We start from the raw sequence: 13,390 nt of genomic DNA, 5'->3' as shown, positions 1-13,390 counted from the left end.
ATCGCTACCAGCACGGTTGAGCGCCTCAAATCTAGATAGTCAAATGACTGAGTCGGGCGATATGGTTGTGCGGCCTGACAAAAATCTTCAATAACTGGTCATCGGAGGGATCTCATGACTGAGAAACAAACAGCTTCGCGCTCGCCGGAGCACGTAGAAGTACTAATTGTCGGAGCCGGGATCTCGGGGATTGACGCCGCGTGCCATCTCCGCATGAATCTGCCAGGTCGCTCGTTGGCCATTCTGGAGGCCATGGACGGATTCGGCGGTACCTGGTGGACCCACCGTTACCCCGGCGCACGTTCCGACAGCGATCTGTACACGTATGCGTTCGGATTCCGTCCGTGGCAGGGGCGCTCGATCGCCACGGCGGAGGAGATTCACAGCTATCTGGGCGAGGTCATCAAGGAATACGGGCTCGATTCGAAGATCCGCTACGGGCATCGTGTTCAAACGGTGAACTGGTCGAACGAACACAAGCGCTGGACGGTCGAGGTATCGCGCGGCGATACGGGCGAACGCTTTTTGATGACCACCGACTTCCTGTGGTTGGGGGCGGGGTACTACGACCATCGTCAGGGTTTCACCCCGAAGTGGAACGGGTTCGATCGCTACAAGGGAACGGTGGTTCATCCGCAGCACTGGCCGAAAGATCTGGACTATGCCGGAAAGCGGGTGATCGTGATCGGCTCGGGCGCGACGGCCGCGACGCTGATCCCGGCGCTCGCCGGAACCGCGGCGCATGTGACGATGCTTCAACGGTCGCCGACGTTCTTCACGTCGGTTCCGTGGACGCATCAACTGGACACCACCCTTCGCGAACTGAACCTTCCCGAAGAATGGCGCGCTGAGATTCTGCGGCGGGCACACCTGAAGCAGACGTTCGACCTGATCAATCTGTCCTCGGCGAATCCGGATGCGGTTCGCGACTGGCTGATCAACGAGATCCGGCAACAGCTGCCGGAAGGCTTCGACGTCGACAAGCACTTCAATCCCAGCTATCGCCCTTGGCAGCAGCGCGTGGCTGCGGTCCCGGAGGGCGATCTCTTCGCGGCTATCCGGGACGGGAAGGCGTCCGTCGTGACGGACACCATCGAATCGTTCGACGAAACCGGTATCACGCTGGCGTCGGGCGAGCACCTGCAGGCGGATATCGTCGTGACGGCGACCGGCTTCGACATGAGTGCGTTTGGCCAGATCGCCTTTCAGATCGATGGAGATCCGGTCGACATGACCAAGCGGGTCTCGTATCGAGGGCTGATGATCGAGGGTATCCCGAACATGGCGTTCATCTACGGCTACTACCGTTCGAGCTGGACGCTCCGCGCCGATCTCGTGTGCGAATTCACCTGTCGGGTCCTTGCGCATATGGAAAAGGTCGGTGCGAAGACGGTGGAACCGCGCCTGAGAGCCGAGGACGCCGACATGCAGCGGCTGCCCTGGACGGACCCGAACAATTTCAATGCGGGATACGTCATGCGGTCGCAACACCAGATGCACATGCGGGGCGATCGCATGCCGTGGCAGCACCACTTCGAGTACGAGGAGGAGCGCAAGACCATTCCGGAGTTGAGCCCCGATGCCGAAGTCCTGGTGTACCGCTGATCCCATGCAACGTTCGATTACAAGGTGATGTTATGGCACTCGATTTGCATCTCGCTGGTTTTCTCGAATCCTTGGCCGGGTCCGGCGCGAAACCGTTGCCGCAGTCAACGCCGGAAGAAGCGCGTGGACTGATGCTGCATCTGGCTCAGGCCGTTCGTGCGCCGGAGACCATTGTCGATCTCCACAGCGTGGAAGACCTGACCATCCCCGGCGCGTCTGTATCGCTGCGGGCGCGGAGCTATCGTCCGAGCGCGGACACGCGTCTGGCGACGGTCGTTTTTCTCCACGGCGGCGGGTTCGTCATTGGCGATCTGGACACTCACGACAACATTTGCCGGGAACTGGCGCGCGGCGCGAATGCGGTGGTGGTCTCGGTGGACTACCGATTGGCGCCCGAACACCGGTTTCCGGCCGCGGCGGACGACGCGGTCGCCGCGACCAAATGGGTGATCGCCAACGCAGGCGAATTGGGCGGAAACGACGTCGTGGCGGTGGCCGGGGATAGCGCGGGCGGCAATCTTGCGGCCGTCGTGACCCAGCAATTGCATGCCGAGGGAATTTCGCTTGCGGCGCAGCTCCTGATCTATCCCGCGGTGGCACAGGACCGTTCAGGCTTTCCGTCCTTCAAGGAAAACGGTGAAGGCTATCTGCTCGACCTCGAGTCGATTGCATGGTTTGAAGGGCATTACGTTCCCGACGGCACGAACCCGGAGGATGTGCGACTGGCGCCGATCCATGCGAAGGACTTCGCAGGGTTGCCGCCGGCCGTCATCGTGACCGCGGAATACGATCCCCTGCGCGACGAGGGCGAGGCATACGGTCGCCTGCTTCACGCAAGCGGAGTCAAGGTCGAGACGATCCGGTGCGATGGCATGCTGCACGGCTTCTACGACATGGGCGCGATCTCGCCTGGCGCTCGGGCATGGATCGAGAAGGGCGTCGCAAGCTTTCGCAGGATCCTCGAGAGCGCGCAGCACCATTGACACGTCGGCGATTGCGACTTGATCGTGCGTTGCGCCATTGAGTGGCTGCATGCGGCTCGATGGACGATCTCCAGCGTTGCCGATGCGGCCACAGTGCTGATGCATGACGGAATGAAGCCGGTTGCGCAGCGGCTCGGTGGCGCTACGTGAGCGGTGGAATCGATACATCAGGAAGTTGCTTGTGAAGCGCTCAAGCACTATCCAGGACACAGACCCGTGAACAATTCATTCGATTATCTTGTTGTAGGCGGTGGCTCGGCAGGCAGTGTGCTGGCTTCACGTTTGACCGAAGACCCCGACGCGACGCTGTGCCTGTTCGAGGCGGGCGGTACCGGCGACGGATGGCCAATCAACGTTCCGGCTGCCTTGGTGCTGATGATTCCGTCCCGGCTGAACAATTGGGCGTTCGAGACCGTGCCGCAGAAAGGGCTGCTGGGCCGGCGCGGCTATCAGCCGCGCGGCAAGGCATTGGGTGGATCGTCCGCGATCAATGCGATGGTGTATACGCGCGGCCATCATGCCGACTACGATGACTGGGCCGCGCTCGGCAACGAAGGCTGGGCCTGGAACGACGTCTTTCCCTATTTCAAGCGAAGCGAGCATAACGAGCGTCTGAGCAATGACTGGCACGGGCGCGATGGCCCCCTTTGGGTCAGCGATCTGAAGACGGACAATCCGTTTCAGGGGCGTTGGCTGGAGGCCGGACGGCAGTGCGGCCTGCCCGTCACGGACGATTTCAACGGTGCGGAGCAGGAAGGCGTCGGTATCTACCAGGTGACGCAGAAGGATGGCGAGCGCTGGAGTGCCGCACGTGCTTATCTTTTTCCGCATATGAAGACGCGCGGGAATCTGACCGTCGAAACCAGTGCGCAGGTCAGGCGCATTGTGTTCGACGGCAACAAGGCCGTTGGTGTCGAAGTCACGCGTGCGGGGAATGTCGAGACGGTTTGGGCGAAGAGAGAGGTGATCCTTTGCGCCGGCGCGTTTCAGTCGCCGCAGTTGCTCATGTTGTCCGGTATCGGTCCGAAGGACGAGCTTCAGCGTCACGGGATCGATGTCGTAGTCGATCTCCCGGGCGTCGGTCAGAACTTGCAGGACCACCCGGACTTCGTCGTCAGCTACAAGACGAATAGCCTTGATGCGCTCGGCGTATCGATACGCGGAGGGATCAAGACACTGGCCGACATCAGGCAATACCGGAAGTCGCGCAGCGGTACGCTGACAACCAATTTTGCCGAAGGCGGCGCCTTCCTGAAGACGCGTCCCGATCTGGATCGGCCGGACGTCCAGATGCACTTTGTCGTGGGACCGGTCAGCGATCATGGCCGGAAGGTGCAGCTCGGACATGGTATTTCGTGTCACGTATGCGTGTTGAGGCCGAAAAGCCGGGGATCGGTGAAACTGCGAAGCGCGGATCCGCTGGATGCGCCGCTGATCGACCCGGCCTTCCTCGAGCACGCGGACGATCTGGATGTCCTCGTCGAGGGATACAAGCTCACGCGACGGTTGATGGCGACGCCGGCGATGTCGGCGTTCGTGACGAAGGATCTGTACGCATCCCGATCGCGTACGGACGAAGACATACGTGCGCTGCTGCGCGAGCGGACCGACACTGTTTACCATCCGGTGGGAACGTGTCGGATGGGGAACGACGAACTCGCGGTCGTCGACGCTCAATTGCGCGTACGGGGAGCGGAAGGCCTGCGTGTCGTCGACGCGTCGATCATGCCGACGTTGGTGGGCGCAAATACCAACGCGCCGACGATCATGATTGGAGAAAAAGCCTCGGATCTGATTCGCGGGATCTCGAGATTCCCGGCTGGTGCCGATGTGAAAGCCGGGTTCGCGGCTTGACGTATGTCTTCTCGCGCCGGCGTTCGCCGGCGCGAATGCCGCGATCGTACACGGACGTTGAGGAAGCATCGTATGCGCTGCAACGTCCGCTGCAGGAAGGCCAATCAACGGGCCGCTTAGCTGATTGCCCCCGGGTTCCGTATCCGACCCCGCGTGCATACCGGAATGGGTCAGTCATCAGTCTCTCTCCCCGAAGACCGTCGGTACGCGCCGTGATGAGCATCGTCACCAATGGGTCACGTCATGTCCGTGAACCTGGAATGCGATCCGAACATGTTCATACGTCGGCAAGACGGCGACTCTGAACTTCGCTCATGCACTCCCTGATACTCATCGTAGATGACACGCCGGACATGTCGTCTACGCTCGACACTTGCCTGATCCGCAACGGGTTCCGAACATTTCAGACCACGACGGCTCAACCGGTGCTCGCCGCACGACTGAACCTGAAGCCCGACCTGGTCATTCTCGACGTTCGTCAACTACATGCGGATACCCTCGAAATACTCGCCAACCTTCGAAGACAGTGCGATACGCCGGTCGTGGTCGTGTCGGAGTGTGATCTGGACAAGGAGCGGGTGCGAGCACTGCATGCTGGGGCTGATGACTACATTGTCAGACCCTTCAACCCGGAAGTGGTCGTCGCGCGATTGCTCGCGATTCTTCGGCGATCATGCGCGTTCGCCCCGGCGCGCCGCCTGCGGGTTGGAATGCTCGAGATCGACATGGAACACCATGTCGCGTACGTTCGGACATCCTTCGGTGTTGAGCCCATATCGATGACACTCGCCGAATTCCGCCTGCTCGCTTACATGGCCAAGGTGCCGAACCATGCGTTTACGCGTATCGAATTACTCAACGCGTGCATGACGGACGCGAGCGCGTCTACGCGCACTGTGGACGGCCACATGAGCCGCCTGCGGAGAAAGCTGATGGACGCGGGGGTATCGGGCGTATTGGAGAGTGTGCACGGCGTCGGCTATCGCCTTCGAAAACCCGGCTGCCACGGGAGGTGACGGCCAATGGTATCGACTGCGGTATCGACTGCGACGCAGCGGGCCGTGTTTCTCGATCACGGCCTGCCGCGCCACACGAACATTGAATCGTTACCGCGAGACGACCCCGTCGCGGGAGAAAATCAGCCATTTGTCGCCAGACGAGGGTAGCGCGGCCGTATAAGTCGTCCCGGTCTCGGTATGCAGGCGCTTGAATGTCTTTCCGTCATCGGTGCTTTGAGCCTGCAACCCGTCGATACCTACCGCCAATACCGTGGAGCCTCGGGACGCAAGCGCGGTAATGGAGTTCCTGGTGTCGAGCGTTGCGCGTGTCCAGGTATGGCCGTTGTCCTCGCTTCGCATCAACGTGCCACGCAGCCCGCCGACCAGCAGCACACCGTTAGGCAGCGCCACGCCGCACCAGAACGAGCCCTTGTATCCGGTCTCCACGCTTTCCCACGTGTTGCCCTTGTCCCTGGAAATCAGGAGCTGCCCCTTCTCGGCCGTGGCAAAGATCTCGCCATTGCCGTTCGAGAAGAGGCCGAACAGATTCAGGTCCGACTTCTTGCCGTTCGGGAGAGTGGCTTCCCTTTTGGTCCAGGTCTTGCCGCCGTCATCGGTGACGAGGATGAGCGACCAGAGTCCGACGGCCACGCCGTGGTTGGCATCGATGAAGTGCACCCCGAACAGCGGGCGATCTTCGCCGGTCGCGAGGCGTTGAACCTCCCACGTCTCGCCGCCGTCGGTCGTCTTCAGGATCGCGCCCCAGTGGCCTACTGCCCACCCTGTCCTGGCGTCGATGAAACTGACGGACGTCAGCGTCGAGCTCACGGGCACGGACTTAGCCTGACGGTACGTCGCACCGCGGTTGTCGGACAGCAGGACGATGCCGTTCGCGCCGACACTCACGACCCGCTGGCCGGCCCAGGTGGCATCCAGCACGGCGGACTGGGTCGCGATGCTCGACTGGACGGCCGGAACGGGCCGGAGTTCCGATGCGGATACCGCGCTTGGCGTACTGCCCAGCAGCGCGCCAAAGACGACGGCACCGGCCGACAGGGAGAGAACCTTGCGATACAGGGTCATGGAATCCTCTTTTTCTTCAATGGGCGAGCAGGCCGGGGGCACGGGCGGGCTTGCGCCGCGGGAAGATGCGCTCGAGCCAGACGGCGAAGGCGGGCAGAACCGTCATGGCCATGACCATGTTGACGATGAACATGAACGCCAGCAGCTTGCCCATGTCGGCCTGGAACTTGAGCTCGGAGAACGACCAGGTGGCGACGCCGATCGCGAGCGTGATCGCCGTAAAGATGGTGGCCGTCCCGATCTCGAGGATCGATTGTTCGAGCGCCTTGACGATGTCGACGCCGTTGGCGAGATGCAGCTGCAGCCGGTTGTAGATATAGAACGCATAGTCCACGCCGATGCCCACCGCCAGCACCATCACGGGCAACGTGGCGACGGTCAGGCCGATCTGCAGTTCCTTCATGAACCAATACCCGATGAACGTGCCGATCGTCAGGGGCAAGCAGCAGGCGAGGACCGCGCGCAGGTCGCGGTACGTGACGAGGACGAGCAGGACGATGGTCGTATAGACGTAAAGCATCATCGGCAATTCGCTGCGCTCGATTTCGTCGTTGACCGCAGCCAGCACGCCGGCGTTGCCGGAGGCGAGCCGGATCTTCACGCCCGGCAGCTTGTTCGTATCGCGGAAATGCTTCGCGGCGTTGATCACCTGGGTGATCGTGGTCGCCTTGTGGTCGGCCAGATAGATGTTCACCGCGGTCATGCTGCAGTCCTTGCGCATGACGCCGGGCGTGCGGGCCACCTCGCCGGCCAGCGATGAATAGTTGTCGGGATCGATGGGGATCGCGGACATCTTCGGATTGCCTTCGTTGTATCCCTCGTTGTACTGCCGCAGCAACGACGAGAACGAAACGACCGACAGCACGCCGGGGACGGCACGCATCGACCAGACGAAACGATCCTGGTAGGCGCCGACCTCCACGTTGTTGCAGGACTGGGGCGGCGCTTCGAAGACGATGGAAATCCAGTCCAGGCCGACGTCGTAGCTCGACGCAATCGAAAACGAATCCTTGTTGAACCGGGCATCGGCACGAAGCTCGGGCGCGCCGGCCTGCAGGGTGCCCACCACGCGGTCCCGACTTTCCCAGGCCGCCACGCAGAACACCACGACGGCAGCCAGCAGGACGATCGCTGCATTGCGCGGAATGGCGACTTTTGCGAGCACGCGGAGCACGCGGCCACGACGAACGGCATGCCGTTCCGCATTCTTTGCGTAATTGCCGTCGACTTTGAGCAACGACGCTGCCAGCGGAAGCATCACCAGATTCGTGACGATCTTGTACGCCACGCCGAGCGAAGCGGTGATCGCAAGCTCGCGAACCATCGGGATCGGAATCAGTATCAGCGTGACGAAGGACACGAAAGCGGTCACCAGGGCGAGCGTGCCGGGAATCAGCAGCCCGCTGAAGCTGGATCGAGCGGCTTGTTCCACCGACTTCCCGTGGGAGATCTCGCGCACGATGAAATTGATCTGCTGGACGCCGTGCGAAACACCGATCGCGAACACCAGGAACGGAACCAGCACGCCCAACGGGTCGAGCCCGTAGCCGAGGAGATGCAGCGTGCCGAACTGCCAGACGAGCGAAACCAGCGAGCAGGTCAGCGGCAGGATCGTCAGGCGAACGGATCGACAGTACCAGTAGACGGCCAACGCGGTCAGGAGCAGGGCGATCGCGCAGAACTTCAGGACGGACGACGCGCCGTTTGCAATATCACCAATCTGCTTCGCGAAACCGATGATCTGGATTTCATAGTTCGAATCCTCGAACTTGGCGCGCAATTGCGATTCGAGAGCCTGATCGAATGCCACATAGTCGACCCGCTCGCCTTTGGCATCCAGCTCGTTGAGATCGGCGGTGACCATTGCGCTGCTCTGGTCGCGCGACACGAGGCTGCCGACGAAGCCGCCCTGGGCAGTCGAGCGCGAAATGGCGCCTACCGTGTTGCTGTCGAGCTGATCGGGCGTCACGGTGCCGGGAATGAGCGGGTCTGCGCGGAACCCGTCTTCGGTGATCTCGTTGACGAATGAATTCGGAGTCCAGAGGGATTGAACGCTGCTGCGAGACACGTTCGGCAGGAAGGTGACCGCCTGGGTGACTTCGTACAGGCGCTTCAACGCAGCCGGCGTCCAGATGCTGCCCTTGCGGGCTTTGACGACGACGATCAGGCGGTTGGCGCCGAGCAGGTCACCGCGATACTCGTTGAACGTCTGGGTATATTCGTGGCCCAGCGGAAGCTGCTTCTCGAACCCGGCATCCATGCGCAGCTTGACGGCGAAGCAGGCCATGACGACGGTGAAGAGAACCAGGAGCCCCAGCACGAGACGCCTGTGACCGAACAGCGCATTTTCCAGCGAATGAAGAATTCTTAGCAGCTTGCTGGGTCGGGCTGCGTCGGAAACAGGCGTTTGATTCATATTGACCTCAGAAATTTCGAGAAGCGACGATTGCCACGAAGTCCCTGTCACGTAGCGGGTTGGCCAGCGGGTTGGTCGGACCCATGAAACGGGTGTAGTTCAATCCGACCTGCCAGTTCGCCGGGTTCTGTATGAAGTTCACATACAGGTTCATGGCCGTCACGCCGCGCATGAACTGGGCATTCACGTTCGGCGTATTGCCGAAGAGGCCGTATCGGACGAATATCCCCGGATTGACCTGCCACCCGGGAATGACGGTGCCGTCGTAAACCCAGTTGAAATCGACGTCGATCCCGCCGGAGTATTTCGTTCCCTGGGCACTACCCGGCGTGTTGAGTGCGCCGGTCGCGAACAAGTCGTTGAATTCGTTCCCCCACAGAAGCGCGCCAGGCGAAATCGGCGACCCGCCGTAGCTCTTGTGAAGTCCCGGATACGCAATGATCACCGTCTCTGTCGTCAGCGTGGCGGTCTGGGCGCCGAGCAGCTTCAGGAACGCTGCGGAATTGCCGGGCTGGAGCGAGTAGAGGGTCGTCAGGTGCCACTGGAATCGCTTCTCGTCGACCCAGCAGTTTCCTCCTTGCGCGACGCATCCACTGGCCGGATTCAGCGGAACGGCGTCTCGCGGACGGTACGAGAGTTCGGTGCCGATCGCCCAGTCGCCCACCGGGAAGTTGGCACTGACACCGATCATGTGACGGTCTTCCGGAAACCGGAAAACCGTGCCGCCCGTCGAGCTCAGCGAGACTTGCGGGAACTTGTCGTGGTACGCGATCGTGTAGAAACCGAGATTCAGGTCCGTTCCCGCCGGCTGGTAGCGAAGGGAAAAACCATACTGCCCGCCGTTCTTCGGGTGGATGGTCGAGACGCCATACGTGTTGTTGCCGGGCCCGACGATCTGATTCGACCAATAGCTGCCAACCGGCGGAAGGTAATTCTGGTTCCAGTTGCTCTGGAAGTACCCTTCGACGTTCACGCCGTGACCCACGCCGGATGCGACACTCACGATCGGCGCGGGCAGGATGATCTCCTTGACCTGCGCCCCGGGCTGGGACGCGCGATTCACGTCGATCGCATTCGTCGCATTGACCCCGCCGATTTCCCAGATGCTTTCGCCCCAGCTGATGACCTGGTTACCCACACGGACGCGCGCAATCTGGTCGCCTACGTTGAACTGCTTGCTGACCCACAGGTCGAGCAGGCGCGGCTTGAAGCGGATGTTCTTCTCGGCATCGGACGGGAGCCCGCCGCTCAGGTTGGGCGAAGGGTTGTAGAACAGGTCCTGTCCGCTGGTTGCGCCTGTCGTGCGGGTACCGGAGTAGTCGTATTGCCAGGTGCCCCGTGCCATGAACGTGAGCCCTTGCGACGGCATCTTCAGGACCAGCTCGTGGTTGCCCTTGAGATAGCTCGTGAACGGATCTCCCTTGCCGTAGTTGATGTCGCCCTGATCGGAGAGGCCGCTCAACTGACCGAGTCGGCCGCCACCTGTCTGCGCACCGGTGGTCACGTTGTAGGTCGGCGAGACGAGATTGCTGCTCGGCGACGCGGTTCGGATGCCGACGCCCGCCGATATCGTCGAATCGAAACTACCTTCGACGTTTCCGATCGTGAACGTGAAGGCGTGCGCGCTGCCGCAACCGACGGCGACAAGCGCCGCGATCGCCGTGCGCACGAACACCACGCTGGAGCGGGGCTGTAATGAGGAGGTGGTAGCCATTTTGTTTCGGCCCTTGTCAACGCTCGCTCAACGCGCGGAGATTATCGGCGTTGTAGAAGCTCGGCTTGTAGTGTTGGTCCGCCGACGAGTCGACCGACCACTTCGCGTCCCGTCCGGCCGCAAGCATCGAACCGTCCACGAGGTACCGGCCGTCGACGAGGTTGTATTGAGCGAATGCGAGCGTGTCGCAGCTCCCCGTCTCGTACACCGGAATGATGTAACCCTCGCGAACCTTCGAGATGTTGCCCTGCGCGTCGTAGTCCACCGCGCCGAGGTAGCTCCAGCTGTCTTCGTCGACATAGAAGAGGCGCTTCGGAGCGGTATGGCGCATCCCCTGCTTGACCGTGGCTTCCACGACCCATACGCGGTGGAGTTCGTAGCGACGCTTCGCCGGGTTCACGAAGTCGGGGCCGTAGGCATCTTCAAATTTGTCCGAGAAGTCGTACATGCCCAGGTCGTTATAGGTAACGATCATTTCCTTCTTGCCGAGCAGCTTCCAGGAGAATCGGTCCGTCTGTCCGGAGAAGACCAGCGCTTCGTCCATGTTGTACTGGTTGTCGAAGCCGATCTGGGGCGCATCGTAGGCATACGACGGCATGCGACGGGTGCGGCGCTGCCCCGGGAAGTAGTAGAAGACTTCGGTAGGCTTGCCGGCATAGGTGGTAAAGATCGCGGCCTGGCCGGCAATGGCCGCCGGCGACTTGTACGCGTAGTAGGCGTTGCCTTCGACCTGATTGACCTTCGCGAACGTCGTGCCGGCCTTGTCACCCCAGGGCTGGTAGATCCACGCGTCGGACACGTTCTTGATCCAGTCGGACGCGCCCTTGCGCGGGGAGACGACGGTGATGATGTCGCGCATCTCGACGCCGGCGCCGCGGTAGTGCACCTTCGCGTTCCACATCACTTCCGCGCCGGTCTTGGGCGCAGGGAACGGGTAGCCGGGCAGGTGAGCATCGGCGAGCTCCGATCCGTCCGCGGTCATCTTGGCGAAACCCACGTTGTTCTTCGTGTTCTCTGCGACGAAATCGGGGACGCCGCACGTGCGCCGGGACGGATAGACCGGCATCGTGAAGCCCTTCAGGTTCTTCAACAGCGCAATCTGGCCAGGGTTGAGCTTGTCCGCGTACTTGTCGACATTACTCGCATCGATCGTGTACAGCGGCTTGTCGGACTTGTACTTGAAGAAATCCGCGCGGCGCTTGCCGTAAGTCCAGCCCGAACCTACGTTTCCAACAGGTGCCCATGCGGGAATCCCGTTTGCGGTGCCGGCGACCTCCGCCCCGGACGGTGTATGAGACGAGTCCAGGCCTTCGGCAAACGTGCTGGTCAAAGTCATCGCGACCGCGGAAGCGAGAAGTGACGATTTCGCTGCCGATCGAACGAGGGAAGGGTATTTCTTGAAAGAAGGCATCTTGACCACATCAATCTCCTTGACCTTGACCAGGTAACGTGAATCCGCCCAAAAGGGTTGGGTATAAGCGAACGCATGCGAACGAATGATCGTCACTGCAATTAATTCGTAATGCGAAGTTTATAAATCTGCGTTTTGCTGTAATTTGCGTGAATCAACTGCCCCATTCATCATTGTTGCGTTGATGATCGGGTCGTCCGGCACACCTGATGGTGTGCCGGACTGTGCGTACTACATGCAGCCGATCTTCACTCACCGAAGCCGGATGCGCTCTGTTCGGCAGAAGCGGCTCCTTACGCGTGCCGCCTCCGCATGGCTTGGCTTATGCCGGGATCGACGAGAAGTACTCGGCGGGCTGCGCGTGCCATCCTGCCCAACGCTTTTCCCAATACAGGTTGTGAATCTTCTCGGAGATCGGGCCGGGGCCGTTGCGATTGCCGAGCGGCTGATCGTCGACGGAGCTGATGGGCATGATCCCGCCTGCCGACGACGACGTGAATGCTTCATCGGCTTCGCGCAACTGGGTCGCGGTGTATTTGCCGATGTTCACCTTGAGGCCGAGCTCGGCGGCGATGTCGAACACACTTTGGCGCGTAATACCCAACAGGCAGCCTTCAGCGGGCGTGTAGAGCTCGCCGTTCTTGATGAAAAAGACGTTCGCGCCGGCTGCTTCGGTGAGGTTGTCTTCCTCGTCGACGAGAATCGCCCAGTCCTTTTTCCGCTCGGCGGCTTCGAACAGCGCGAGCTTCATGTCCATCCAGTGGAAGTTCTTGGCCGTGGGATCGACCGCTTTCGCGGAGATGCGGTTGTACCGCTTGCTGATCAGCAGGTTCGAGCCTCGCGTGCGAACCTCATCGTCGGCCTGGAAGAAGAACGGCACGGCAAATGCAAACATGGCGTTCTTCATCGCGCTGCGGTCGCGGCGGTCGACGCTCAGCGGGCCGCGGGTGACGCACCACCAGACATACGCGTCCTTCAAGCCTGCGTTTCGCACGAGGTTGTGGAGAATCTCCTTGACCTGGTCGCGATTGAACGGATTCTCGAGGAAGAACTTCGCCGACGACTCCTCCATGCGGGTGAGGTGATCATCGAGCCGGAAGAAATTGCCGCGCGAGACGGTGACGACATCGTAGGCCGCGTCGGCGTGCAGGAACCCCGCGTCGACGAGCGGGACGGTCGCTTCGGTGATGGGGACATAGTTGCCGTCGCAGAAAGCACTGCCATCTTCGTAGCGGGGTTCATGCGGAGCACGAGCATGCAACGGGTTCTCATGCATGATCTGCTGTACTTGGATGATTGCCATGGTAATTACCTTTCGCTCCCAGG

At 61.2% G+C, this 13,390-nt stretch carries 9 protein-coding genes; 4 read left to right on the top strand and 5 right to left on the bottom strand.

Annotated elements, in window-relative coordinates; translation table 11 throughout:
* The first annotated feature begins 114 nt into the window (after positions 1–114).
* From HWY45_RS26215 to HWY45_RS26200, 4 genes are all read left to right on the top strand, one after another.
* On the top strand, positions 115–1,605 hold the full coding sequence (locus tag HWY45_RS26215; RefSeq protein WP_059488271.1) for a flavin-containing monooxygenase: 1,491 nt from the start codon (positions 115–117) through the stop codon (positions 1,603–1,605).
* A 32-nt stretch (positions 1,606–1,637) separates the two neighbouring features.
* The gene (locus HWY45_RS26210; RefSeq protein ID WP_059488269.1) at positions 1,638–2,588 is read left to right on the top strand and encodes an alpha/beta hydrolase; all 951 of its coding nucleotides are present in this window, start codon (positions 1,638–1,640) and stop codon (positions 2,586–2,588) included.
* Positions 2,589–2,804: 216 nt separating this feature from the next.
* Positions 2,805–4,442 (top strand): GMC family oxidoreductase, encoded by a 1,638-nt coding sequence (locus HWY45_RS26205; protein ID WP_059488267.1) that lies wholly within the window; start codon positions 2,805–2,807, stop codon positions 4,440–4,442.
* Between the two features lie 314 nt (positions 4,443–4,756).
* Positions 4,757–5,458: a response regulator transcription factor gene (locus tag HWY45_RS26200; RefSeq protein ID WP_059488265.1), complete on the top strand. Its 702-nt coding sequence runs from the start codon at positions 4,757–4,759 to the stop codon at positions 5,456–5,458.
* A gap of 90 nt (positions 5,459–5,548) precedes the next feature.
* On the opposite strand, the gene HWY45_RS26195 is transcribed toward HWY45_RS26200, so the two are convergent.
* The 5 genes from HWY45_RS26195 to HWY45_RS26175 all read right to left on the bottom strand — a co-directional run bounded on the left by HWY45_RS26195 (position 5,549) and on the right by HWY45_RS26175 (position 13,367).
* Positions 5,549–6,523: a WD40/YVTN/BNR-like repeat-containing protein gene (locus HWY45_RS26195; protein WP_059488263.1), complete on the bottom strand. Its 975-nt coding sequence runs from the start codon at positions 6,521–6,523 to the stop codon at positions 5,549–5,551.
* Positions 6,524–6,539: 16 nt separating this feature from the next.
* The gene (locus tag HWY45_RS26190; RefSeq protein ID WP_059488261.1) at positions 6,540–8,939 is read right to left on the bottom strand and encodes an efflux RND transporter permease subunit; all 2,400 of its coding nucleotides are present in this window, start codon (positions 8,937–8,939) and stop codon (positions 6,540–6,542) included.
* Positions 8,940–8,946: 7 nt separating this feature from the next.
* Complete coding sequence (locus HWY45_RS26185; RefSeq protein WP_059488258.1) at positions 8,947–10,653, bottom strand: DUF1302 domain-containing protein; 1,707 nt, start codon at positions 10,651–10,653, stop codon at positions 8,947–8,949.
* Positions 10,654–10,669: 16 nt separating this feature from the next.
* Entirely contained in the window at positions 10,670–11,989 is a 1,320-nt protein-coding gene (locus HWY45_RS26180; RefSeq protein ID WP_173448958.1) for a DUF1329 domain-containing protein, read from the bottom strand.
* Between the two features lie 397 nt (positions 11,990–12,386).
* Positions 12,387–13,367: a branched-chain amino acid--2-keto-4-methylthiobutyrate aminotransferase gene (locus tag HWY45_RS26175; RefSeq protein ID WP_006498943.1), complete on the bottom strand. Its 981-nt coding sequence runs from the start codon at positions 13,365–13,367 to the stop codon at positions 12,387–12,389.
* Between the last annotated feature and the right edge of the window lie 23 nt (positions 13,368–13,390).

Source organism: Burkholderia stagnalis (assembly GCF_902830275.1).
GTDB classification, from domain to species: domain Bacteria; phylum Pseudomonadota; class Gammaproteobacteria; order Burkholderiales; family Burkholderiaceae; genus Burkholderia; species Burkholderia stagnalis.
The sequence above is the reverse complement of the archived record's forward strand: the minus strand, read 5'-3'. Positions and strand labels throughout refer to the sequence as shown.

What these genes read in the sequence shown, in the direction of transcription:
- HWY45_RS26180 (WP_173448958.1), bottom strand. Translation starts at nt 11,989, where the DNA reads ATGACTTTGACCAGCACGTTTGCCGAAGGCCTGGACTCGTCTCATACA.
- HWY45_RS26195 (WP_059488263.1), bottom strand. Translation starts at nt 6,523, where the DNA reads ATGACCCTGTATCGCAAGGTTCTCTCCCTGTCGGCCGGTGCCGTCGTC.
- HWY45_RS26190 (WP_059488261.1), bottom strand. Translation starts at nt 8,939, where the DNA reads ATGAATCAAACGCCTGTTTCCGACGCAGCCCGACCCAGCAAGCTGCTA.
- HWY45_RS26210 (WP_059488269.1), top strand. Translation starts at nt 1,638, where the DNA reads ATGGCACTCGATTTGCATCTCGCTGGTTTTCTCGAATCCTTGGCCGGG.
- HWY45_RS26200 (WP_059488265.1), top strand. Translation starts at nt 4,757, where the DNA reads ATGCACTCCCTGATACTCATCGTAGATGACACGCCGGACATGTCGTCT.
- HWY45_RS26215 (WP_059488271.1), top strand. Translation starts at nt 115, where the DNA reads ATGACTGAGAAACAAACAGCTTCGCGCTCGCCGGAGCACGTAGAAGTA.
- HWY45_RS26175 (WP_006498943.1), bottom strand. Translation starts at nt 13,367, where the DNA reads ATGGCAATCATCCAAGTACAGCAGATCATGCATGAGAACCCGTTGCAT.
- HWY45_RS26185 (WP_059488258.1), bottom strand. Translation starts at nt 10,653, where the DNA reads ATGGCTACCACCTCCTCATTACAGCCCCGCTCCAGCGTGGTGTTCGTG.